This window comes from Burkholderia sp. YIM B11467, assembly GCF_052952715.1.
Genome location: NZ_JBQVSQ010000006.1, coordinates 301,757 through 326,369 on the forward strand (window position 1 = coordinate 301,757; position 24,613 = coordinate 326,369).

20 protein-coding genes and 1 tRNA gene are annotated in these 24,613 nt (G+C 65.2%); 3 read left to right on the forward strand and 18 right to left on the reverse strand.

The window, feature by feature from the left end:
- The first annotated feature begins 238 nt into the window (after positions 1-238).
- Positions 239-1,165 carry a patatin-like phospholipase family protein gene (locus ACTRWB_RS22360; protein WP_193098653.1) on the forward strand — a complete coding sequence of 309 codons (927 nt, stop codon included), beginning with the start codon at positions 239-241 and terminating at the stop codon, positions 1,163-1,165.
- 148 nt (positions 1,166-1,313) lie between these two features.
- Here the strand turns inward: ACTRWB_RS22360 and ACTRWB_RS22365 are convergent, their stop codons facing one another.
- The 18 genes from ACTRWB_RS22365 to cysS all read right to left on the reverse strand — a co-directional run bounded on the left by ACTRWB_RS22365 (position 1,314) and on the right by cysS (position 23,038).
- Positions 1,314-1,988 (reverse strand): C40 family peptidase, encoded by a 675-nt coding sequence (locus ACTRWB_RS22365; RefSeq protein WP_048248689.1) that lies wholly within the window; start codon positions 1,986-1,988, stop codon positions 1,314-1,316.
- 128 nt (positions 1,989-2,116) lie between these two features.
- Positions 2,117-3,739, reverse strand: coding sequence for an ABC transporter ATP-binding protein (locus ACTRWB_RS22370; protein WP_446903242.1), 1,623 nt, complete (start codon positions 3,737-3,739; stop codon positions 2,117-2,119).
- The gene (locus ACTRWB_RS22375) at positions 3,736-4,833 is read right to left on the reverse strand and encodes an ABC transporter permease (RefSeq protein ID WP_129512460.1); all 1,098 of its coding nucleotides are present in this window, start codon (positions 4,831-4,833) and stop codon (positions 3,736-3,738) included. Before ACTRWB_RS22375 ends, ACTRWB_RS22370 begins: the two co-directional genes overlap by 4 nt.
- 48 nt (positions 4,834-4,881) lie before the next feature.
- Entirely contained in the window at positions 4,882-5,925 is a 1,044-nt protein-coding gene (locus ACTRWB_RS22380) for a microcin C ABC transporter permease YejB (protein WP_048248692.1), read from the reverse strand.
- Positions 5,926-5,977: 52 nt separating this feature from the next.
- Complete coding sequence (locus ACTRWB_RS22385; RefSeq protein ID WP_446903243.1) at positions 5,978-7,861, reverse strand: extracellular solute-binding protein; 1,884 nt, start codon at positions 7,859-7,861, stop codon at positions 5,978-5,980.
- 141 nt (positions 7,862-8,002) lie between these two features.
- On the reverse strand, positions 8,003-8,362 hold the full coding sequence (locus ACTRWB_RS22390) for a hypothetical protein (protein ID WP_193098657.1): 360 nt from the start codon (positions 8,360-8,362) through the stop codon (positions 8,003-8,005).
- 344 nt (positions 8,363-8,706) lie between these two features.
- Complete coding sequence (gene cyoD / locus ACTRWB_RS22395; protein ID WP_193098658.1) at positions 8,707-9,039, reverse strand: cytochrome o ubiquinol oxidase subunit IV; 333 nt, start codon at positions 9,037-9,039, stop codon at positions 8,707-8,709.
- Positions 9,040-9,648 (reverse strand): cytochrome o ubiquinol oxidase subunit III, encoded by a 609-nt coding sequence (gene cyoC, locus ACTRWB_RS22400; protein ID WP_446903244.1) that lies wholly within the window; start codon positions 9,646-9,648, stop codon positions 9,040-9,042.
- Positions 9,648-11,654: a cytochrome o ubiquinol oxidase subunit I gene (gene cyoB, locus ACTRWB_RS22405; protein WP_446903245.1), complete on the reverse strand. Its 2,007-nt coding sequence runs from the start codon at positions 11,652-11,654 to the stop codon at positions 9,648-9,650. Before cyoB ends, cyoC begins: the two co-directional genes overlap by 1 nt.
- 3 nt (positions 11,655-11,657) lie before the next feature.
- Positions 11,658-12,545: a ubiquinol oxidase subunit II gene (gene cyoA / locus ACTRWB_RS22410; protein ID WP_343494650.1), complete on the reverse strand. Its 888-nt coding sequence runs from the start codon at positions 12,543-12,545 to the stop codon at positions 11,658-11,660.
- Between the two features lie 271 nt (positions 12,546-12,816).
- Positions 12,817-14,346: a complex I subunit 4 family protein gene (locus ACTRWB_RS22415; RefSeq protein WP_048248701.1), complete on the reverse strand. Its 1,530-nt coding sequence runs from the start codon at positions 14,344-14,346 to the stop codon at positions 12,817-12,819.
- A 492-nt stretch (positions 14,347-14,838) separates the two neighbouring features.
- Positions 14,839-16,221: a hypothetical protein gene (locus tag ACTRWB_RS22420; protein WP_446903246.1), complete on the reverse strand. Its 1,383-nt coding sequence runs from the start codon at positions 16,219-16,221 to the stop codon at positions 14,839-14,841.
- A 204-nt stretch (positions 16,222-16,425) separates the two neighbouring features.
- Positions 16,426-16,519 (reverse strand) — tRNA-Ser (locus ACTRWB_RS22425).
- 113 nt (positions 16,520-16,632) lie between these two features.
- Complete coding sequence (locus ACTRWB_RS22430) at positions 16,633-17,883, reverse strand: aspartate kinase (protein ID WP_048248705.1); 1,251 nt, start codon at positions 17,881-17,883, stop codon at positions 16,633-16,635.
- Positions 17,884-18,226: 343 nt separating this feature from the next.
- A complete protein-coding gene (gene tilS / locus ACTRWB_RS22435; protein ID WP_446903247.1) occupies positions 18,227-19,648 on the reverse strand; it encodes a tRNA lysidine(34) synthetase TilS in 1,422 nt (473 codons plus the stop codon).
- Between the two features lie 46 nt (positions 19,649-19,694).
- Entirely contained in the window at positions 19,695-20,666 is a 972-nt protein-coding gene (locus ACTRWB_RS22440; protein WP_048248707.1) for an acetyl-CoA carboxylase carboxyltransferase subunit alpha, read from the reverse strand.
- Positions 20,667-20,769: 103 nt separating this feature from the next.
- Positions 20,770-21,597: a DNA-3-methyladenine glycosylase family protein gene (locus ACTRWB_RS22445; RefSeq protein WP_193098663.1), complete on the reverse strand. Its 828-nt coding sequence runs from the start codon at positions 21,595-21,597 to the stop codon at positions 20,770-20,772.
- Between the two features lie 43 nt (positions 21,598-21,640).
- Entirely contained in the window at positions 21,641-23,038 is a 1,398-nt protein-coding gene (cysS, locus tag ACTRWB_RS22450) for a cysteine--tRNA ligase (RefSeq protein ID WP_446903248.1), read from the reverse strand.
- 233 nt (positions 23,039-23,271) lie between these two features.
- Here cysS and ACTRWB_RS22455 point away from each other — a divergent pair, with 233 nt between their 5' ends.
- Both ACTRWB_RS22455 and ACTRWB_RS22460 read left to right on the forward strand, forming a co-directional pair.
- Entirely contained in the window at positions 23,272-23,994 is a 723-nt protein-coding gene (locus ACTRWB_RS22455; protein ID WP_164991958.1) for a tetratricopeptide repeat protein, read from the forward strand.
- Positions 23,995-24,034: 40 nt separating this feature from the next.
- Entirely contained in the window at positions 24,035-24,610 is a 576-nt protein-coding gene (locus tag ACTRWB_RS22460; protein ID WP_031399425.1) for a peptidylprolyl isomerase, read from the forward strand.
- Positions 24,611-24,613: the final 3 nt, after the last annotated feature.

Here is a 24,613-nt window from a genome sequence, read left to right on the forward strand (position 1 = left end):
CGGGATCGACGGCGGCAGCCCGGACAGCAACGGGGCCGGCGACACCCGGAACGGAAAAGAAGCCGGAATTATACTCGCGCCGGACATCGCGCCAAGCGCACCGCTTGCTTTATGATGTGCGCGCCGCGGCCGCCAGCCGGCGCGGCGCCGGCCGCACGGAACCCGTCGCGCGGCTGCGCTGAATCTATCGCCGCCGCGGGCCGTGTAACCCGCCGCCAAGCTGCCGGAGAACCATTCGATGTCGTCCCCTCGCCTGTCGCGCCGCCACTTCACGATCGCGTGCGCGTCCGCCAGCCTCGCCGCCTGTACGTCGTTCGGCGACAAGTCACGCCCCGACAACGCATCCAACCCCGCACAGCCGCACGAGAAGCCCGTGAAGATCGGCATCGCGCTCGGCGGCGGCGCCGCGCGCGGCTTCTCGCACATCGGCGTGCTGAAGGCGCTCGAGGCGCGCGGCATCCCGGTCGAAATCGTCGCGGGCACGAGCGCGGGCTCGGTGGTCGGCGCACTCTATGCATCGGGCATGAGCGCGTTGCAGATCAACAAGATCGCACTCGACATGGACCAGGCGTCGATCAGCGACTGGGCGCTGCCGTTCCGGTCGCGCGGCCTGCTGCAAGGCGTCGCGCTGCAGAACTTCCTGAACAAGACGCTCAACAACCGACCGATCGAGAAGATGGCGAAGCCGCTCGGCATCGTCGCGACGGATCTGCAGAGCGGTCAGCCGATCCTGTTCCAGCAGGGCAACACGGGGCTCGCGGTGCGCGCATCGTGCAGCGTGCCGTCGGTGTTCGAACCGGTCAAGATCGGCAATCGCGAATACGTGGACGGCGGCCTCGTGAGCCCCGTGCCCGCGTCGTACGCGCGCAAGATGGGCGCAAGCTTCGTGATCGCGGTCGACATCTCGGCCCGGCCGGACGGCGCGGCGACCAATAACCCGATCGAGATGCTGCTGCAGACCTTCACGATCATGGGCCAGACGATCAAGACCTACGAGCTCGACAAATACGCGGACGTCGTGATCCGCCCGAACCTCGCAGCCATGGGCGGCAGCGACTTCAACCAGCGCAATGCGGCGATCCTCGCGGGCGAGGAAGCGGTCGCGCGCATCATGCCGGAACTGCAGCGCAAGCTCGCGGCAGCGCGCGGCGTGGCTGCCGCGTAAGCGCGCGATACGCGGGACGGCGCGCGCCACCGTCCCGTGACCGCCGGAACGACGTCCGTCGCCTCGCCTGCGCCAGCCCCAAAAACAAAAAACCCTGCCACCTTTCGGTGACAGGGTTTTTTTATCCGGTCCGACCGACCGGCGAACGTCAGTTGCTGCCGTTCGCCGAATCGTCGCCGATCGTCGCGCGCACGCGCTGACGCAGATCCTCGGCCTTCATCGGGAACTCCGATTCGATCCGGCGCGCGCCGGTGAAACGCTTTTCCCAGTAGCCGCTGTCGAGATCGTCGACGCGGACGGTGCTGCCCGTCGACGGCGAATGCACGAACTTGTTGTCGCCGATGTAGATGCCGACGTGCGAGAACGTGCGGCGCATCGTGTTGAAGAACACGAGATCGCCCGGCTTGAGGTTGCTCATGCTCACCTTCTCGCCGACGCGGCTCATTTCTTCCGCACGGCGCGGCAGCGACATGCCAAGCGTGTCCTGGAACACGTAGCGCACGAAGCCGCTGCAGTCGAGGCCCGAATCCGGCGAATTGCCGCCCCAGCGATAGCGCACGCCGATCATGTTCAGCGCGCCGACGACCACGTCGCCCGCCTTGCCCGCCATGCCGGCAAGGAACGACTTCGCGCCGCCGCTCGACGGCTGCGCGCTAGTCTGCTGGAGGGAGGAAGTCGACCCGATTTGAGTCGAATTCGTGACATTCTGGTTAAAACTGCTGACTTCGTCGGCGAACGCGCCGGGAGCTGCTGCGAACAGGGCGCCGATGAACAGCCCGGCGATGGTGCGCGCGCATGCCTGGGTCAGGGATCGATGCTGCATTGGTCGATGGAATTTGCTTAAAAATCAGCTGATTGGCGGAAAATTTCGGTCGATACTAGCCAGCGCGTAATCGTTTGTCAAAACAAATTAAAAAATACAATCGAGATGGTCAGACCATTGGACACCTATCACGCTTTCCAGACCGCTTTCAACAGCTTTTGTGTGTAAGGATGTGACGGTCTCGTGAAGATATCGGTCACGTCGCCCGACTCGACGACGGCGCCGTCCTGCATCACCGCGACGCGGTGCGCCATCGCGCCGATCACCTCCAGATCGTGGCTGATGAATACATAGCCGAGGTTGTATTTCTGTTGCAAATTCGCGAGCAGTTTCAGCACCTGCTGCTGGATCGACACGTCGAGCGCGGAAGTCGGCTCGTCGAGGATCAGGATGCGCGGCTCCAGCACCAGCGCGCGCGCGATCGCGATCCGCTGGCGCTGCCCGCCCGAGAATTCGTGCGGATAACGGTGCAGCACCGTGCGGTCGAGGCCGACTTCGCGCAGTACCGCGAGCGATTTCGCGCGGCGCGCATCGGGCGGCATGTCCGGGTGATGCAGCTCGAGCCCCTCGCCGACGATCCGCTCGATCGTGTGACGCGGCGAAAGCGAACTGAATGGATCCTGAAAGACGACCTGCATGTTCGAGCGCAGCGCGGTCTGCTCGCGGCCGCGATAGGTCGACAGCGCACGCCCCTGGAATTCGATCTCGCCGCCCGCCGTCTTCTGCAGCCCGAGCAGCGCCATCGCAAGCGTCGATTTCCCCGACCCCGATTCGCCGACGATGCCGAGCGTCTCGCCCTGCCGCACCGACACCGACACGTCCGCGACGGCCGTCACGGGTACCGTGCCGAACCAGCCCGCGAAACCCGGCCGCTTGCGCGCGAACTGCACGCTCACGTGGCGCGCGTCGAGCACGACGGGCGCGATCGGCATCACGGGCGCGACCGCGCGTTGCGGACGGCTGTTCAGCAGCCGCTGCGTATACGGATGCTCGGGTTCCGCGAAGATTCGCTCGACGGGCCCGCTCTCGACGAGCCGGCCGCGCTCCATCACCGCGACGCGCTCGGCGAAGTGCCGCACGAGGTTCAGGTCGTGCGTGATCAGCAGGATCGCCATCCCGCGCTTTTCCGCTTCGTCGCGCTGCAGTTCCAGCAGCAGGTCGACGATCTGCGCGCGGATCGTCACGTCGAGCGCGGTGGTCGGCTCGTCCGCGAGCAGGAGGCGTGGCCGGCACGCGAGCGCCATCGCGATCATCGCGCGCTGCCGCTGGCCGCCCGACAACTGGTGCGGATAGCTGTCGACGCGCCTCTCGGGCTCCGCGATGCCGGTGCGCGCGAGCAATGCGATCGCGCGCTTGCGTGCCTCGGCGGCCGATACGCCGTCGTGCAGCACGATCGTCTCGCCGATCTGCACGCCGATCGTATACAGCGGGTTGAGCGCCGTCATCGGCTCCTGGAAGATCATCGCGATGTCCGAGCCGCGCAGCCCGCGCATCTCGCGCTCGCTCCTGGCCGAAAGGTCCTGCCCCGCGAAGCGGATCGTGCCGCTCACGTCGGCATCGCGCAGCAAGCGCAGGATCGACAACGCGGTCACGCTCTTGCCGGAACCCGACTCGCCGACAAGCGCAACGCGCTCGCCGCGGCCGATCTCGAGCGTCACGTCGTCCACCGCGACCGTGTCGCCGAAGCGCACCTGCAGATGTTCGAGCGACAGCAGCGGCTCGCGCTGCGTCGATACGACCGGTTCGCTCATCGCTGGCCTCCCGCCGCGCGCACCGAATCGGCGATCCGCGTGTCGAGCGCGTTGCGCAGCGCGTCGCCCATGAAGGTCAGCAGCAGCAGCGTCGCGACCAGCACGCCGAACGTCGACAGCGAGATCCACCATGCGTCGAGGTTGCCCTTGCCCTGCGCGAGCAGTTCGCCGAGGCTCGGTGTCGGCGGCGGTACGCCGAGCCCGAGGAAATCGAGGCTCGTGAGCGCGAGGATCGAGCCGCTCATCCGGAACGGCAGGAACGTGATCACCGGCGTCAGGCTGTTCGGCAGCACGTGGCGCCAGATGATCTGCCAGTTCGTGAGCCCCATCGCGCGTGCCGCGCGCACGTAGTCCTGCGTGCGGTTGCGCAGGAATTCCGCGCGCACGTAGTCGGCCAGCCCGATCCAGCCGAACAGCGACAGCAGCACGATCAGCAGCAGGAAACTCGGCTCGAAGATCGACGCGAAGATGATCAGCAAATACAGCTCGGGCAGCGAGCTCCAGATCTCGATCAGCCGCTGCCCGACGATGTCGATGCGCCCGCCGAAAAAGCCCTGCACCGCGCCCGCGGCGATGCCGAGCAGCGTGCCGATCACGGTCAGGATCAGCCCGAATTCGACCGACACGCGGAACCCGTACACGAGCCGCGCGAGCAGGTCGCGCCCCTGCGCGTCGGTGCCGAGCCAGTTCGCGCGCGACGGCGGCGCCGGGTTCGGCACGGTCGAGAAGTAGTTCAGCGTGTCGTAGTAGTAGCGGTTCGGCGGGTAGACGACAAAATTGCCGGGCGCCTCGAGCCGCTTGCGCACATACGGATCGAGATAATCGGCCGGCGTCGGGAAATCGCCGCCGAAGGCCGTCTCCGGATACGCATGGAACATCGGGAAATAGTATTGGCCGTCGTAGCGCACGACGAGCGGCTTGTCGTTCGACCACAGCGGCGCGGCGAGGCTCGCGGCAAATGCGACGAAGAAGATCACGAAGCTCCAGTAGCCGAGGCGCTGCTGCCTGAAGCGCTGCCACACGCGGCGTGCGGGAGACGGCGACACGCGTGCGCGCGCCGCGTCGATGCGGGACGACACGATGGTCCGGTTCATCGCGACCCTCGCCCGGTGACGCCGGGCATGCGGACGGTCTGTTTCATGTCAGCGCTCCAGGTTTTCGAATTGAATGCGCGGATCGACCCATACATAACAAAGGTCGGAGATCAGCTTGGTTGCGAGCCCGATCAACGTGAACAGGTACAGCGTGCCGAGCACGACCGGATAGTCGCGCCGCACGACCGACTCGTACGACAGCAGCCCGAGGCCGTCGAGCGAGAACAGCGTCTCGATCAGCAGGCTGCCCGTGAAGAACGCGCCGATGAACGCGCCCGGGAAGCCGACGATCAGCGGCAGCATCGCATTGCGGAACACGTGCTTCCACAGCACGTTGCGCTCGGAGAGCCCCTTCGCGCGCGCGGTCAGCACGTATTGCCGGCGGATCTGGTCGAGGAACGCATTCTTCGTGAGCATCGTGATGACCGCGAAGCTGCCGACGACCGACGCCGTGATCGGCAGTGCGATGTGCCACAGGTAATCGAGCACCTTGCCGACGAGCGACAGCTGCGCGAAGTTGTCCGACGTGAGGCCGCGCAGCGGAAAAAGCTGCCAGAACGAACCGCCGCCGAACAGCACGAGCAGCAGCACGCCGAGCACGAAGCCCGGAATCGCATAACCGACGAGCACGACGAGGCTCGTCGCGACGTCGAACGGCGAACCGTTGCGCACGGCCTTCGCGATGCCGAGCGGCACCGAGATCAGGTACGTGAGGAAGAACGTCCACAGCCCGATGCTGATCGACACGGGCAGCTTCTGCACGATCAGCGACCACACGCTCTGGTGGCGGAAGTAGCTGTCGCCGAGATCGAAGCGCGCGAAACGCTTCAGCATCAGCCAATAGCGTTCGAGCGGCGGTTTGTCGAAACCGTACAGCGCCTTGAGCTGCGCGAGCTGCTGCGCGTCGACGCCGGTGTGCGCACGCATCCCGAACGGCACCGCGCCCTGCTCCGTCGCGCCCTTGCGCAATTCCTGCACGGCCTGCTCGACCGGGCCGCCCGGCACGAACTGGATCACCGCGAACGTAAGGGTCAGCACGCCGATGAGCGTCGGGATCATCAGCAGCAGGCGTTTGAGGATGTAGCTCCACATAGGGCGTCGACTCGTGATCGGTAGGCGGGATTAATCGAAGGGCCGGCGCGGGTCAGTGATCGGGCTTCGCCCACCAGGTCGACACGACCCAGCCCTCGGCCGAATAGTACAGCGGCAGCGTCTGCGGATAAGCGAGCGTGCGCCGATACGCGACCCGGTGTGTCGTGCTGTACCACTGCGGGACCGCGTAGTAGCCGTGCATCAGCACGCGGTCGAGCGCGTGCGTCGCATCGAGCAGGTCGTCGCGCGACTGTGCGGTGCCGAGCGCGTGCAGCAGCGCGTCGACCGCCGGCGACTTCAGCCCGATGAAGTTGTCGGAGCCCGGCTCGTCGGCGAACTTGCTCGCGTAACGCGAGTACTGCTCGGCGCCCGGCACCTGCACGCCCGGCAAGCGGATCGTCGTCATGTCGTAGTCGAACGCATCGAGCCGCTTTTGCAGCAGCGCGTAATCGGCCGTGCGAAAACGTGCGTCGATGCCGAGCTTCGTCAGATTGCGCTGGTATGCGGTCACGACTCCTTCCATCGCACCGCCTGCATCGTCGAGGATCTCGAACGTGAACGGCTCGCCCTTCGCGTTGCGCAGCGCACCGTCGCGATAGGTCCAGCCGGCCTGCGCAAGCAGCTCGCGCGCCTTCAGCAGGTTCGCGCGCAGCGAGCCCGGCGGGTTCGTCACAGGCTGCGTGACCATCGGGCCGAACACGGTCGGGTCGAGCTGCGCGCGCAGCGGCTCCAGCAGTTTCAGTTCGCCGGCGCTCGGCGTGCCGGTCGCCTGCAGGCCGGTGTCGGCAAAATAGCTGTCGAGACGCGTGTACGCGCTATAGAACAGTTGCCGGTTCAGCCATTCGAAGTCGAATGCGAGGTCGAGTGCCTGACGCACCCGCACGTCGCGGAACAGCGGCCGGCGCAGGTTCATGAAGAAACCCTGCATGCCCGCGCCGTTGTGCTGGCGGAATTCGCGCTTGACGAGCTCGCCGCTGTCGAAACGCTTGCCGACGTCGCGCCGCGTCCAGTTGCGCGCGATGTACTCGACGAGCACATCGTATTCGCCGGCCTTGAACGCCTCGAGCCTCGCGACGCCGTCGCTGTACAGCTTGTAGACGATCCGTTCGAAGTTATTGGTGCCGATCCGCACCGGCAGGTCGGCGCCCCAGTACGCAGGGTTGCGCCGGTAGGTGATCGTGCGTCCGTTGTCGTAGCGCTCGATCAGGTACGGGCCGCTGCCGATCGGCTGTTCGAACGCGAGCTGGTCGAACGGGATGCGCGAGCCGTCCGCGCGCAACCCCCACTTGCGCGAGAACACCGGCACGCCGCCAGCGATCAGCGGCAGCTCGCGATTCGCGCTGCGGAACTCGAAACGCACGGTGGCCGGATCGACGACCACCGCCTTCGCGATCTCCGCGAAATACGCGCCGAACTGCGGCGCGGCCAGTTTGCTCTTCAGTGTATCGAACGAAAACTTGACGTCGTCGGCCGTGACGCGATCGCCGTTCGAGAAGCGCGCGCGCGGATTCAGGTGGAACGTGACCGATCGGCGGTCGGGCGCGATGTCGATGTCGTCGGCAAGCAAGCCATACGCGGACGCCGGTTCGTCCGAGCTGCCGGTCGCGAGGCTCTCGAACAGCATGTCGATGCCCGGCGCGGGGTTGCCGCGCATCGTGAACGGATTGAACTTGTCGAACGACGTCAGCCGGTTCGGGTTCGCGAGCACGAGCGTGCCGCCCTTCGGCGCGTCGGGGTTGACGTAGTCGAAATGCTTGAAGCCCGGCGGATACTTCGGCTCGCCGTACTGCGCAATGGCGTAGGCCGCGTGCGCGGCTGTCGCGGCGAACACCGCGTGCATCGCGAACACCGCGGCAACGCGGCCGGCGGCCCGTACGGCACGCAACGCGCCGAAACGGACGCGCGCGGCGGCGGCCCGGGGCGAACCCTTCGTCATAGAGGCCCTGTCGATCGAATGAGGGATGTAACGTGGGACGATTCTACCCATTCAATCGTTCGGGCCAAAAGAAAACCGCCACGCGGGCGGTTTCTTCACGAACGAACGTCGCGCACACGTCACGCGTGCGCGACGTGCCGATCAGTGCCAGCCGTTGTGGCGGCCGTTATCCCAGTGACCGCGATCGCGATCGCCGCCCCAGCCGCGGCCATGGCGGCGATACCACTCATCGCGGCCCCAGTAGCGACGGCCGTCCCAGTAGCGGTCTCCATGCCAGCCGATCACGATGGCCGGACCCGGCGCATACACGGGGGCCGGTGCGTACATGGGCGCCGGCTGATAGACGACCGGCGGCGGCGGCGCATACACGGGCGCGGGCGCGACGTAGACCGGTGCCGGCACGCCGATGTTGATCCCGACATTGACTCCCGCCATTGCTGCGCCCGACACGAGCAAGGCCGTCACACCGGTCAAGAGCGAGGCAACACGCAAGGTCTTCATGGATTCCTCTTCTGGTTGTGTCATGTGTGATTCGACTATAACGGCAAGCGCCGTCTCCGCATATTTCAAGTTTGTAAGAACTGATGCGCCGCATCGCAACGGGAAGCCTGCGCTAACGTCTTGTAACAATCGACGCCTGCCCGGCCCCGCCCGCCCTGCCACGCCGGGGCCGGGCCGATGCCGACACGCGTCCGACTCCCGTTCGCGGGCCCGCTAAGCCGGTCGTCATCGCAACACCGGATACGTCGCGCGGCGCGACTGTACCAAAACAAAAAGGCGGCACTTGCGTGCCGCCTTTTCTTCATCAACGCGCGCGGATAACGAACCCGGCGCCGCGACGCCGCTCAGCGCGACATCATGTTCATGCTGACGTTGTGCATCACCCACAGCGTGCCGACGATCAGGATCGCCGCGGTCAGCACCGTATAGCTGAACGCCATCACGTTCCAGCGCTGGCCCGACGAGCCGTTCATGTGCAGGAAGTACACGAGGTGCACGACGATCTGCACGAACGCGAGCGCGGCCAGCGCGATCAGCGACGCATGCGGCGACAGCACGCCGCCCATCACGAGGCCGAACGACGCGGCCGTGAGCAGCACCGACAGGATGAAACCGGCGACGTAGCCGCCGACACTGCCGTGCCCTTCTTCGAGTTGAGACGAATGCGTATGGGCCATTTAGATCACGCTCGCGAGATAGACAAAGGAAAACACGCAGATCCACACGATGTCGAGGAAGTGCCAGAAGAGGCTCAGGCACGTCAGGCGCCGCAGGTCGCGATCGGTCAGGTCGCCACCGCGGAACACGATCTGCCCGGCGAGCACGATCATCCATACCAGGCCGGCCGTCACGTGCAGCCCGTGCGTGCCGACCAGCGTGAAGAACGCCGACAGGAACGCGCTGCGCTGCGGGCCCGCGCCTTCCGCGATCAGGTGCGAGAACTCGCGCAGTTCCATCGCGAGAAACGCCGCGCCGAGCACGAACGTCACCGCGAGCCATGCGAGCAGCGCGCCGCGCCGCTGCTTGTACGCCGCGAGCATCGCGAAACCGTACGTGATGCTCGACAGCAGCAGCGCGGCGGTTTCCACCGCGACGCCCGGAATGTCGAACAGGTCTTTCGCGGTCGGCCCGCCCGCATACTGGTGGCCGAGCACCGCGAAGGTCGCGAACAGCGCCGCGAAGATCACGCAGTCGGTCATCAGGTACAGCCAGAAACCGAACACCGAATGCGACGGCGGATGGTCGTCGTGCTCGAGCAGGGTTGCGCTCAAGGTTTTCTGCAACATCAGTTGGCCTCCAGTTCCACGTCGTCGACCCGCGCGGCCACGCGCGTGGTCGGCTGCTTGCCTTCGATCTTCCGCACCGTCGACGCGGGGATGTAATAGCCGTCGTTATCGCGCGAGCTGTAGATCACCAGCGTCGCGACGATCCCGACGAGCCCGCCGATCGCCATCCACCAGATGTGCCACACCAGCGCGAAGCCGAGCACCAGGCTGAAGACCGCAACCACGAGGCCCGCGCAGGTATTCGACGGCATGTGAATGTCGCGGATCGACGCCGGGTTCGGCCGGCCTTCGCCGCGCGCCTTCATGTCCGTGTAGGCGTCGAGCGTGCGCACCTGCGGAATCACCGCGAAGTTGTAGTCGGCCGGCGGCGACGTCGTCGCCCATTCCAGCGTGCGGCCGCCCCACGGATCGCCCGTCGTGTCGCGGTACTCCGGCAGGTTGCGGTTGCGGATGCTGACCACGAGCTGCAGCAACTGGCACGCGATGCCGATCGCGATCAGCACGGCACCGAACGCGGCAACCAGCAGCCACGGATGCCAGGCCGGGTTGTCGTAGTGGTTGAGCCGGCGCGTCATGCCCATGAAGCCGAGCACGTAGAGCGGCACGAACGCGACGTAGAAGCCGACCTGCCAGAACCAGAACGCGGCCTTGCCGAGCTTCTCGTTCAGCTTGAAGCCGAACGCCTTCGGGAACCAGTAGTTGAAGCCCGCGAGATAACCGAACAGCACGCCGCCGATGATCACGTTATGGAAGTGCGCGATCAGGAACAGGCTGTTGTGCAGCACGAAGTCCGCGCCGGGAATCGCCATCATCACGCCGGTCATGCCGCCGAGCGTGAACGTGACCATGAAGCCGATCGTCCACAGCACCGGCGTCGTGAATTCGATCCGGCCGCGATACATCGTGAACAGCCAGTTGAACACCTTCACGCCGGTCGGGATCGCGATGATCATGGTCATGATGCCGAAGAACGCGTTCACGTTCGCACCCGAGCCCATCGTGAAGAAGTGATGCAGCCACACGAGGAACGACAGCACCATGATCGCGCAGGTCGCGTACACCATCGTCTTGTAGCCGAACAGCGGCTTCTTCGCGAACGTCGCGATGATTTCCGAGAAGATGCCGAACGCCGGCAGGATCAGGATGTACACCTCCGGGTGGCCCCACGCCCAGATCAGGTTCAGGTACAGCATCGCGTTGCCGCCGGCTTCGTTCGTGAAGAAGTGCATGCCGAGGTAACGGTCGAGGCCGAGCAGCGCGAGCGTCGCGGTCAGGATCGGGAACGACGCCATGATCAGCACGTTCGTGCAGAGTGCCGTCCACGTGAACACGGGCATCTTCATCAGCGTCATGCCCGGCGCGCGCATCTTGATGATCGTCACGAAGAAGTTCACGCCGGTCAGCAGCGTGCCGACGCCCGAGATCTGCAGCGCCCACAGGTAGTAATCGACCCCTACTCCGGGGCTGTACTGCAGCTCCGACAGCGGCGGGTACGCGAGCCAGCCGGTCTGCGCGAATTCGCCGATCACGAGCGAGATGTTGATCAGGATCGCGCTGACGGCCGTCATCCAGAAGCTCAGCGAGTTGATGAACGGGAATGCGACGTCGCGCGCGCCGATCTGCAGCGGCACGACCAGGTTCATCAGGCCGACCATGAACACCATCGCCATGAAGAAGATCATGATCACGCCGTGTGCCGTGAAGATCTGGTCATAGTGGTGCGGCGGCAGGTAGCCGGGCGCGTTGTACGCGAGCGCGAGCTGCATGCGCATCATGATCGCGTCCGCGAAGCCGCGCAGCAGCATGATCAGCGCGACGATGATGTACATCACGCCAAGTTTCTTGTGGTCGACCGTCGTCAGCCATTCCGTCCACAGCCATTTCCACCGGCCGGTGATCGTCAGTGCGGCGAGAATGCCCAGCACGGCCAGCCCCATGAAGGCGCCGGCCACCATGATGATGGGCTGATCGAACGGGATCGCCGATAGTGTGAGTTTGCCGAACATGCGTTACCCCTTCGTGCCGCAGGCGGCGTCCTTCAGGTCGAGGACGTGGCCATCGTTGTATTTCGCGATGATGTTGTGGAAGAGCCGCGGATCGACCGACGAGAAGTAGCGCACGGGCGCCTTCTCGCTCGGCTGCGCGACGGTGCCGTACACGGTCGCGTCGAGCCGGTCCGGCGACGCCTTCACCTTCTGCACCCAGGCGTCGAACTGTTCGCGCGGCTCGGCGAGCGTGCGGAACTTCATGTCGGAGAAACCGCGGCCGCTGAAGTTGGCGGACGTACCCGCGAAGTCGCCGGGTTCGTCGGCGATCAGGTGCAGGCGCGTCTGCATGCCGGCCATCGCATAGACCTGGCCGCCGAGCTGCGGGATGAAGAACGAGTTCATCACCGAATCCGACGTGATGCGGAAGTTCACCGGCGTGCCGACCGGAATCGCGAGCTGGTTCACCGACGCGATGCCGAGTTCCGGATAGATGAACAGCCATTTCCAGTCGAGCGCGACGACCTCGACGTCGATCGGCTTCACCGACGACTCGAGCGGCTTGTACGGGTCGAGCTCGTGCGTGGTCTTCCACGTGAGCACGCCGAGGAACAGGATGATCAGCGTCGGCACCGTCCAGATCACGACTTCGATCGCGGTCGAGTGCGACCAGTTCGGCGCGTAGGTTGCGTTGCGGTTCGATGCGCGATAACGCCACGCGAACCACAGCGTGAGCAGGATCACCGGCACGACGACGATCAGCATCGCCCAGGTGGACGTCGCGATCAGCGCCTTTTCGGCAGCGCCCACGCTTCCTTTCGGATTTAGTACATCTAAATTACAGCCTGACAGGCTTAGCGCCGCGCCGATTGACATCAGCGCCGACCAGCCTCTTGAAGCTCTTCTTTTCATCACACAGCCCGAGGGTCATTGAATTCGTTTGCGTATGCCCGATGCGCATTCGATCCACGAAAGTGGCCGCATCATACGTCGCGCGAGTGCGATGAAAAACCGGTGGATGCGGCAAATCATCATTGCAAAATCTGCCGTGAGACACATTGTCGCGGGGCAATTTCACGCAGCCGAACGCCGGCCCGGCGAACCCTGCGCCGGACCGCGATCGATGCGTGCGCAACGGGTGCATCGTCGTGCGATGCACCCGCCGTGCGCGACGCCTGGGCGATCAGTCGTGCGACGATGCCATGTAAGACGGCTGCGGCTGCACGGGGCTGTCCCCGGCCGGCACTTTCGACCGGCTGGCGTCTTCGATCAGCCGCGTCACGGTCGGATCGATTGCGTCGGTGAACGGCTTCGGATAGATGCCGACCATCAGCACGATCAGCGCGAGCGACCCGAACATCACGATCTCGCGACGGTTCAGGTCGGCGAGCTTCGCGATCCGCTCGCTCGAGACCTTGCCGAACACGACGCGCTTGAGCATCCACAGCGTGTACGACGCGCTGAGGATCAACGTCAGCGCCGCGATGGCGCCGATCCAGAAGTTGAAGCGGATCGCGCCCATGATGACCATGAACTCGCCGACGAACCCCGACGTGCCCGGCAGGCCGACGTTGGCCATCGCGAACAGCAGCGTGAAGGTCGCGAAACGCGGCATCACGCCCGCCACGCCGCCGTACGCGGCGATCTCGCGCTGCTTCGTGCGATCGACGAGCACGTTCACGCAAAGCAGCATCGCGCCCGCGACGAACCCGTACGACACGAGCTGCACGATCGCGCCTTCGATACCGATCCGGTTGAACAGGAACAGCCCGAGCGTGACGATCCCCATGTGCGCGACCGTCGAATACGCGAGCAGCTTGCCGAGATCGGTCTGCGCGAGCGCGATCAGGCTCGCATAGACGATCGCGAACAGCGACAGCGCGATCACGGCCGGCGCGAAGAAGTGGCTCGCGTCAGGCGTGATCGGCAGCGCGAAGCGCAGGAACCCGTAGCCGCCGAGCTTGAGCATCGCGAGCATCAGCGCGGCACCCGTCGGGCCGTCCGTGTAGACGTCGCTCAACCACGTGTGGACCGGCCACATCGGCACCTTGACCGCGAACGCGGCGAAGAAGCCGAGGAACACCAGCAACTGCGGCGCGAAGCCGAGCTGCAGCGTGCGCCACACGGCCATGTCGAACGTATGCGATTGCGCGTACAGGTACAGCATCGCCATCAGCAACAGCAGCGAGCCGGCGAACGAGATGAAGAAGAACTTCACGGCCGCGTACACGCGACGCTCCCGCCCCCACGTACCGATCAGCAGGTAAAGCGGGATCAGCGTCGCTTCGAAGAAGATGAAGAACAGCAGCCCGTCCTGTGCGACGAACACGCCGACCATCAGCCCCGACAGGATCAGGAACGACGCGTAGTACTGCGCGACACGCACCGTGACCGATTCCCACGACGCGACCACCACCACGACCGTCGTGAATGCGGTCAGCACGACGAGCCACAGCGACGCGCCGTCGATGCCGACCCGCCATCCGGAATTGAACGCCGCCAGCCAGTCACGGCTTTCGACAAACTGCATCGCGGCCGAGTGCGACTCGAAACCGGCGACCAGCGGGACGATGGCGGCAAACCCGGCCAACGCGCCGACGAGCGCGATCAGTCGAGTACGGCGTGGATGTTGATCGGAACCGGCGCGCAGCAGGCACACGCCGAACAGGATCGGAACCCAGATGGCCAGGCTCAGGAAGGGGAAATCGTGCATTTCAACAAGGCCTTGAGGATGTCGCACACTGCATTTGAGACAGGCGAAACGTAAGAAACGAAATCAAATCGTCAGGTAGATTTCGTGAATCATCGATGTTGGGAAAATGTAAAGAGGCATCATGACGAAGCTTGATGCCGCTCAATCGCGATCGGGTTAACGAGCATAAAGCGATTGATTATTTTCTGCAGCGCAACAGAGCATCGATTTTTGGGCGTCGAGCCATGCTGCTGATTTAATTGAGTAATTTTTTGTGTTCCGCGGCGACGTCCGCTGCGCAAATCGACGCAGTGCCGCAATTTTGACGTGAGCGCATCGTTCCGGAGGGTCGGAGCATGCTGGTTGAGGCTACGCGCGACGGCAATCGTCCGGCGCCTCAAACCTTACAACGATACTTTCATTTTTATTTCAATCAGCTTTGACCGATGCGGATCGAGCGAATGCCCGCTCCCCTGCTTAGGGTCGCGGCATGCATCGCTCCTGTTCCCGCCGCTAACGCTGGTGACTCAGCCGGTCCCAGACGCGCATCGTCACCGCGCGATAGTGATTGTGTTGCGCGGGAAAATGGACGAAACGGCTGTTGCGCGTCGCATAAACCGGCGATGACGCGAGCGTCATCGCATCGACGATATGGCGCGCATCGATCATGCCGGACGCCAGCATCTCCACATAGATCGCCTGCTGATCGCCGCCGCTCGCGTAGACCGACGAACGATCGCCGAAACTCTCGATTCTCGCGCAAATGCGCTCGACCAGTTCGCGCATCGGCGCGACGTTACGCACGCCGATCATGCAAGAGTTGATCGCCCAGGCCGTGTGATCGGTGCCGATCACGAAGTCGCGACCGTCGATCGTGCTGTCGATGGTCTGACTCTGGTCGATCGCCAGGATGTCCGCATCGACCCAGAACACGAACGCATGATGCGGCAGATGTTCGCGTATCAGGTGCAGCTTCGCCCAGTTCGCATTGATGCCGGCCGGCAGAAATGCGGGCGCTTCGCGATAGGCGTGGTAAGCGTAGCCGTGCCGCGTGCAGTAGCGCACGAAGTTCTCCTCGTGCAGGTCACCGTAGCCCGCGATATGCGATGTATGCAGGCTCACGAACGCCACCTGCGCGTGAGGATTCACGTGCCGCTCCGCATCGCGCGTGCGCCGCTGCGCGGCCTGCCAGGCATCAATTGCACGCGTGCGATCGCCGCGCTGGTAACGTTCGGCATCGTCGACGAGCGCGATCACATAGCGGAAGTCGTAGTCGGCTGCCGGCGCCCACCCGTCGTCCACCTGCCGCCATTCGGGCGCGTTGTGCGCAACGAGCGGCCGCACGCCAGCGATCGAGTCGATCGCGAGCCCGTCAGCCCAGATCGTCTGTACCGACGGGAAATGGCCGTTCGCGAGCGGCACGTCGAACGGCAGCGGCGGAAAGCACTCCGCAAGCAGCGTCGCCTCGCACGCATGCTGCCGCTCCGGAAGGCGCATCGCCCACTTGCCCAGCTCGACCACCAGCTTGCGCAACCGCTCGCGCACGTCGGGTACGTTGCGGAAGATCATCCCGCTTGCGGCGGGCAGTGCAGACTTCGGCGTCTGCGTGGTGACGATTGCGTCGTAACCGTGCGCGACATCGGGCAGCGCGTGCGGATCGAACACGACGGAGAACGGATCGAGCACGAGCAGCAATGCGCCCGGCTCCATCGCGACGAGCTGCGCGATGATCGTGTGGTACTTGTGCAGCACCTGCTGGCGCTCGCCGTACACGTGCATGCCGTCAACCGTCGCATGCCGGTAGCCGTGCAGCCGCGCATAACGCTCGTGGTTATCGACCAGTCCGTCGACAGGGCGATGGGAAAGAACAGTCAGAACGGAATGCGGGCTGGCCAAGAGCGTCACCTAGAGTCGTGCCAAACGATAGGTGATATGTAGCGCATTACCGCCCGCCAAGTCGAGCACTCATTGCCTTGATCGGCTGCACCGACCGAGCCGCCCGCGAACGCGATCCAGCAGCATCGAATGCGGGGCACATGCTGCCGCGGAAAAGAAAAAGCCCCGCAAGTCCGAGAACTTGCGGGGCTTTGTCACCGCTTTTGGCGGAGACGGAGGGATTCGAACCCTCGATCCAGGTTTTGGCCCAGATGCTCCCTTAGCAGGGGAGTGCCTTCGACCTCTCGGCCACGTCTCCCAAACTTTCGCTCGCACCAGGGAGGCAGTGCGACGAGAACGAAATAGTATAGGGTTTCGAACCGCGCGTCAATTTCCGTGATGCAATTTCGTCATCGCATCACGAAAATTTCATCAAGCCTGGTCGAGTTCGAACGCCTTGTGCAGCGCGCGGACGGCCAACTCCATGTATTTCTCGTCGATCAGCACCGAAATCTTGATTTCGGACGTCGAGATCATCTGGATGTTGATGCCCTCTTCCGACAGCGTGCGGAACATCTTGCTCGCGACGCCCACGTGCGAACGCATGCCGACGCCGACGACCGACACCTTCGACACCTTCGGATCGCCCTGCACCTGCTCGGCATTCACATGGCCCTTCACCTGGTTGGTGAGGATGTCCATCGCCTTCTGGTAATCGCCGCGGCCGACCGTGAACGTGAAGTCCGTCTTGCCCTCGACGCTCTGGTTCTGGATGATCATGTCGACGTCGACGTTCGCGTCGGCGACCGGGCCGAGGATCTGATACGCGATGCCCGGCTTGTCGGGCACGCCCATCACAGCAATGCGTGCTTCGTCGCGCTGGAACGCGATGCCGGAAATGACTGCCTTTTCCATGGTCTCGTCTTCTTCAAAAGTAATCAGGGTGCCCGAGCGCATTTCTTCGTCGAGCGCAATCAGCGGATCGGTCAGGCTCGACAGCACGCGCGTCTTCACCTGGAATTTGCCGGCGAATTCGACCGAGCGGATCTGCAGGACCTTCGAGCCGAGGCTGGCCATTTCCAGCATCTCCTCGAACGTCACGCGATCGAGGCGCCGCGCCTCTTCGACGACTCGCGGATCGGTCGTGTACACGCCGTCGACGTCCGTATAGATCAGGCACTCTTCGGCACCCAGTGCAGCCGCGACCGCCACCGCCGACGTGTCCGAGCCGCCACGGCCCAGCGTCGTGATGTGACCGTCCGGATCGACGCCCTGGAAGCCCGTGATGATCACGACCTTGCCGGCGTTCAGATCGGCCTTCACGCGCTCGTCGTCGATCGAGTGAATGCGCGCTTTCGTGAATGCGCTGTCGGTCTTGATCGGGACTTGCCAGCCCGCATAGCTCACGGCCTCGACGCCGATTTCCTGCAGCGCGATCGACAGCAGGCCGACGCTGACCTGCTCGCCGGTCGACGCGATCATGTCGAGCTCACGCGGGCTCGGCTGGCTCGAAATCTCTTTCGCAAGACCGAGCAGACGGTTGGTTTCGCCGGACATCGCCGAAGGCACGACCACCATCTGGTGCCCGGCCTGATGCCATTTTGCGACGCGTTTCGCGACGTTCTTGATGCGCTCGACCGAGCCCATCGAAGTGCCGCCGTATTTGTGTACGATGAGTGCCATTGTCGTTCTGAACTGGAGGAGAAACCGCACGGGCGCGCTGGGCAGGCCGCGGTGCCGTTCGGTCACGCGGCTTGTGGCTGTGGACGGACGACGAGGGAGACGGCTGGGACGCAACGCGCAAGCGTGACGGATTTTGCCCGGAAGGCCGATCAGGCCGCGCAAACCGGGTACGTCACGCGGAAAACCTGCACAAATCGCTCAAAAATCGAGCCGAGCAAACGTCCGAGCGTACCCGATAGAAGCCCGCTTGACAAGCCGCCCGCCGTGTCCGCGGCCGTTCCGGCGCTGTTTACCAAATGGTGAAAATGGGCACGCTATCGCGCCGCCGGAAGCCTGCCCGCGGTTACGCGATCAGCAGGTCGGGACGCCATTCGATCCGGCGCCACGCGCCGTCGCCGGACACCCCGCCGTCGGACCCGCCGACGTCGCGGTTCACGCCGAGCCGCGGCACGTAAATCAGCCGGTCGCCCGCGAACAGCAGCGGCACGTCGCGCTGCCAGGCAGGCACGCCGCGCTCCTGGAACAGGTTCTTCAGCGTCCGGCCCGGCCCGCCCGGCGACGTGCGCATCCGCTCGCCGCCCGCCCGGGCGCGCACGGCCAGCCGCGCGCCGCGCAGCAGCGCCTCCGGTACCGCGCCGGCGCTTTCCGCATCGGCCGGCGCGAACACGAACGTGCCGCGCCATCCCGGCAAGTGCCAGACTTCCTGCCCGTCCCACGCGAGCGCCGCTTCCGGGTGCGGCGTGCCCGTGCCGTCGTCGGCCGGTTCGGCGCTGTCGCCCGCTTCCCAGTAGACGACATCGCGATAGAGCCGCAGGCACTGCCCCGCATGGTCGACGCGCAGCGCATGGGCATCGTGCGCGGCGCGCAACTGCCGCATCATGTTGGCGAGCCGGGCGGCCGACGCGCCCGGCAAGCCGAGCCGGCGCATCCAGAAGCGCAGCAGGTTCGCGCCGCGCGTGTCGTCGAACGCGACCAGCGACTCGCGCGACAGCGCGTGCCCGTCATCGCGCGCGGCAACGGCGAAATCCAGTTCGGCCAGATCGTCGAGCAGCCGCTGCGCGGCGGCCGCATGCTGGGCCGCGCGACCGAGCGCATCGCGAAAGCCCGGGAAATGCACGGCCAGTGCCGGCAGCACATCGATGCGCAGCGCATTGCGCGCATAACGCGTATCGCCGTTCGATTCGTCGTCGATCCACGCAAGCTCGTGCTGCGCCGCATAGCGCTCAAGTTGTGCGCGCAACAGCCGCAGCAACGGACGCACGCGCTCGACGCTCACGCCGTCGGGCCGGTAACGCGGCGCCATCGCAGCAAGCCCCGCGATCCCCGCGCCACGCAACAGCTGCAGCAACACGGTCTCGGCCTGGTCGTCCGCATGCTGCGCCAGCCACAGCGTGGCCGCACCGTGACGTTCGCACATCGCGTCGAGTGCCGCATAGCGCTGCTCGCGCGCACTCGCCTCGATACCGAGGCCGCTGTCGCGCGGCACGTCGACCCGCGTCGCTTCGAATTCGACGCCGAGCCGGGCCGCGCTCGCTTCGGCATGCGCGACCCACGCGTCGGCGTTCGCGCTCAGGCCGTGATGCACGTGCAGCGCGACACAGCGCGACGCACCCGCGACACGGACGGCCGCGTCGAGCAGCACCGTGGAATCGAGGCCGCCGCTGTAGGCGATCGCGATACGCGCATCGGGCGGCATGCCGGAAAGCGCAACGCCGACCGCGTCGAGTACGACGCGGTCGGCGGAGAATTCGGTCGGTGGGATCACGAGACGGACGCGCGCGCAGCGGCGCGCGAAATGAACACGCGGCCGGTCATGCGCCCGGCGTGGTTTCCTTGAACTTGCCGTAGGCCATCAGGCGCTCGAAACGGCGCTCGCGCACCGCATCGATGCTCATGCCCTGGAACTGGCGCAGCGAATCGGCGAGCGCGCGGCGCAGCAGCGCGGCCATGCCCTTCGGATCGCGATGCGCGCCGCCAAGCGGCTCGTTGATGATCTTGTCGATCAGGCCGAGCGCCTTCAGGCGGTGTGCGGTCAGGCCCAGCGCTTCCGCTGCTTCGGGCGCCTTCGCGGCGCTCTTCCACAGGATCGACGCGCAGCCTTCCGGCGAGATCACCGAGTAGGTCGAGAACTGCAGCATCATCACGGTGTCGGCCACGGCGATCGCGAGCGCGCCGCCCGAACCGCCCTCGCCGATCACCGTCGTGATGATCGGCGTCTTCAACTCGGCCATCACGTACAGGTTGCGGCCGATCGCCTCCGACTGGCCGCGCTCTTCCGCGCCGATGCCCGGGTACGCGCCCGGCGTGTCGACGAACGTGAAGATCGGCAGCCCGAACTTCTCGGCGAGACGCATCAGGCGTTCGGCCTTCCGATAGCCTTCCGGACGCGGCATCCCGAAGTTGCGCGCCGCGCGTTCCTTCGTGTCGCGGCCCTTCTGGTGGCCGATCACCATGCACGGATGGCCGCCGAAGCGCGCGAGGCCGCCGACGATCGACAGATCGTCCGCGAACGCGCGGTCGCCATGCAGCTCGTGGAAATCGGTAAACAGTTCCGCGACGTAGTCGAGCGTGTACGGACGCTGCGGATGCCGCGCAATCTGCGAAACCTGCCACGGCGACAGGTTCGCGTAGAGGTCTTTCGTCAGTTGCTGGCTTTTCTTCGACAGCCGCTCGATTTCTTCCGAAATATCGACAGCCGAGTCGTCCTGCACGAATCGCAGCTCTTCGATCTTGGCCTCGAGTTCGGCGATCGGCTGTTCGAAATCCAGAAACGTGGTCTTCATGTGTTCGAATCCTTGGGTCTTGCGGCAGCGCGTATTCTACCCGCGCGGGCGACACTCAAAACCGGCTCTCAACTATTGATGTTTAAAACCCGATAGCCGCCGCTCAGGCGTCGGCGTCGGGCGCATCGAGGCTGCGCCACATATACCAGGTCGCGACGGTGCGCCACGGCTCCCAGTTGGCAGCGACCTCGCGCGCCTCGCTGCGCGTGACGGGTTCCCCGCTGAAATAATTAACGCTGATCGCGCGGATCAGGCCAGGATCGTCGAGCGGCAGCACGTCCGGCCGCGACAGGTTGAAGATCAGGAACATCTCGGCCGTCCAGCGGCTGATGCCGCGGATCTGCGTGAGTTCCGCGATCACGTCCTCGTCGTCCATCGACGTCCATTTGTCGACGTGCAGCGCACCCGACACGAAATGCTGGGCGAGATCGAGGATGTATTCCGTCTTGCGCTTCGACAGCCCGCATGCGATCAGCTTGTCCGCGCCGAGCCGGATCACCGGTTGCGGCGCGAGCTTCGGACAGGCGTCCTCGATGCGCGCCCACAGCGACTGCGCGGATGGAACCGAAATCTGCTGGCCGACGACCGAGCGCGCGAGCGTGACGAACGGATCGCCACGCTTCACGAGATGCGCGGGACCGAACTTCGGGATCAGTTTCTTCATGATCCGGTCGCGCTTGACGAGGTCGGCGCACGCCTTGTCCCAGTACGCTGGACGCACGATCACCTCCGCGCCGTCGGCGTCGGACACGCGCGTCTTGCGAGCCGCGTCGGCGGCCGGCAGCGTCGCCGCCGGCTGCGCATGACCGTTGAGCGCGCCGGTCGGCACGGCGCGCGTCGCGTCCGCCTTTGCCGCTGGCGCACGCTTGGCTGCCGGACGCGCGGCGACCGGGGTCGCGCGCCTGACCGGCGCTTTTCTGGCCGTTGCCATCTTGCCTCCTACCTGACGGATCGGTCAGTGGAACGCACCGCGCTCATACGCGACGCCATTCGGTCGATCCGCCCGGTTTGTCTTCAAGTGCGATACCGGCCTCGAGCAGTTCCGCCCGGATCCGATCCGCTTCGGCATAGTCTTTCGCTTGCTTCGCCGCGACGCGCGCGGCGATCTTCGCTTCGATCTCGTCGGCGGCGAGCGCGCCCGCCTGCGCGGCGCCAGACGCCTGCTGCAGGAACGCGCGCGGTTCGCGGCCCAGCAGGCCGAGCAGGCCTGCCAGCTGTTTCAGTTGCCGCGCAAGCGACGCGTCGCGCGTGCGGTTCACCTCGCCCGCCAGCTCGAACAGCGTCGCCACCGCGACCGGCGTGTTGAAGTCGTCGTTCATCGCGGCCGCGAAACGCTGCGCGTGCGGCTCGTTCCAGTCGAGCGCGAGCGTGTCGGCCTCGACATCCTTCAGCGCGGTATAGAGGCGCGTGAGCGACGCGCGCGCATCGTCGAGATGCACGTCGCTGTAGTTGAGCGGCGACCGGTAGTGCGTGCGCACGATGAAGAAGCGCATGACCTCGGCGTCGTACCGCTCGAGCACTTCGCGGATCGTGAAGAAGTTGCCGAGCGATTTCGACATCTTCTCGTTGTCGACCTGCACGAAGCCGTTGTGCAACCAGTAGTTGACGAACGTCTGGCCGGTGGCGCCCTCGCTCTGCGCGATCTCGTTCTCGTGGTGCGGGAACTGCAGATCCTGCCCGCCGCCGTGGATGTCGAAATGTTCGCCGAGCAACGTGCAGCCCATCGCCGAGCACTCGATGTGCCAGCCCGGGCGGCCCATCCCGTACTTCGACGCCCACGACGCGCCTTCCGGATCTTCCGGCTTCGCGCGTTTCCACAACACGAAATCGAGCGGATCTTCCTTCGCGTCGTTCGCGGCGACACGCTCGCCCGCGCGAAGATCGTCGAGCGACTTGCCCGACAGCTTCCCGTAGTTCGCGAACTTGCGCACCGAGTAATTGACGTCGCCGTCGGTCGCCTGATACGCGTAGCCGTTCGATTCGAGCGTCTCGATCATGCCGAGCATCTGCGGAATGAATTGCGTCGCGCGCGGCTCGATGTCGGGCCGCTGGATGCCGAGTGCGCTTTCGTCCTCGTGCATCGCGCCGATGAACCGGTCGGTCAGCGACTTGATCGTCTCGCCGTTCTCGACCGCGCGGCGGATGATCTTGTCGTCGATGTCGGTGATGTTGCGCACATACGTGACCCGATAACCGATCGCACGCAACCAGCGCTGGACGAGGTCGAACACGACCAGCATGCGCGCGTGGCCCACGTGACAATAGTCGTAGACGGTGATCCCGCATACGTACATCCGCACTTCGCCGGAATGGCGCGGCACGAAGACTTGCTTGTCACGCGCGAGCGTGTTGTAGATGCGCAGTGATTCCATAGAGATGAACCGTGAGCCGAAGGAAACCGCCCTGGCGAAGCTCGCCCAGCATGCGACACGGACGGACCATCTGCTGCGGCGCCAGGCCGAGCGTCCTCGTATCACATGGGGCGGTCAGGCTGCAAGCACAGCGGTGACGGCCACGAGAGGCAAAGAAAGACTGTCTGCGGCTCGCCGGAACGCACAGACGTTTTGTTAGAATGGCTCGGAGTATAACATTCCGATTTACGCCTATGAAACCTCATCGCGGCCGCGCGCAGAGCGCTGCGACCCTCGTTGCGACCACCGTCATGGGCGTCGCGCTGACGCTTTTCGCGGCCCCCGCGGCGCATGCGCAGAAGGCCCCGGCGACCGCCGACGGCACCCCAGAAATCGACTCGTCCATCGCCGGCAAGCAGTGGAAGCAGGCGCTCGCGCAGCTCGACGCACGCATCGCGTCGAACCCGCACGACGTGCAGGCGCAGTTCAAGCGCGGCACCGTGCTGGCCCGCCTGAACCGCGACGACGACGCGATCCAGCAGTTCGTCGCGATCACGCAGGCGTACCCCGAACTGCCCGAGCCGTACAACAACCTCGCGGCGCTCTATGCGAAGCACGGCCGCTACGACGAAGCGCGCACCGCGCTCGTCACGGCAACGCAATCGAACCCGAGCTACTCGCTCGCGTACGAGAACCTCGGCGACCTGTACCTGCGCCTCGCGGCCGAGTCGTACAAGCGCGCGCAATCGCTCGGCCGCACGAGCGGCGCGACCGCCCAGCGCCTCGCCGACCTGCAGAAGATCGTGTCGCCGCCGAAGGCCGCGCCGAACGCCCGCTCGGCCGCGCCGGCAACGCGCGACTACACCGACCGCGCAGCCGCGAACGTGAGCACCACCACGCTGCCGATGTCGCCGACGTTCCAGTTCAACGGTCCGTCGGGCGCACTGGCGGCGCCGTACGTCGCGCCGTCGCAATAAGCGGCGCGGCCTCCCTTTCCCTCCCAACCTGAGGATCGCAATGAAACGTCTGTTGCTGGCGCTTGGCGGCGCCGCCCTTCTCGCGACTGCGCCCGCGTTTGCGCAATCGGCTACCGCGCACCCCGTCGTGCAGCTGAAGACCTCGCAGGGCGACATCCGAGTCGAGCTCTACCCGGAGAAGGCGCCGAAGTCCGTCGCCAACTTCCTCGATTACGTGAAGGCCGGCCAGTACAACGGCACGATCTTCCATCGCGTGATCAAGGGCTTCATGATCCAGGGCGGCGGCTACAAGACCAACTTCGAGGAAAAGCCGACCCGCGCGCCGATCCCGCTGGAGAGCCGCAATGGTCTGAAGAACCTGACGGGCACGATCGCGATGGCGCGCACCAGCGACCCGAACTCGGCCACCGCACAGTTCTTCATCAATACGGTGGACAACAGCGGCCTCGACTACCCGAACCCGGACGGCAACGGTTATGCGGTGTTCGGCAAGGTCGTGTCGGGCCTCGACGTCGTGAAGAAGATCGAAGGCGTGGCGACGACTTCGCGCGGCCCGATGCAGGACGTGCCCGCGCAACCGATCGTGATCGAATCGGCCAGCATCGTCTCGAAGTAAGAA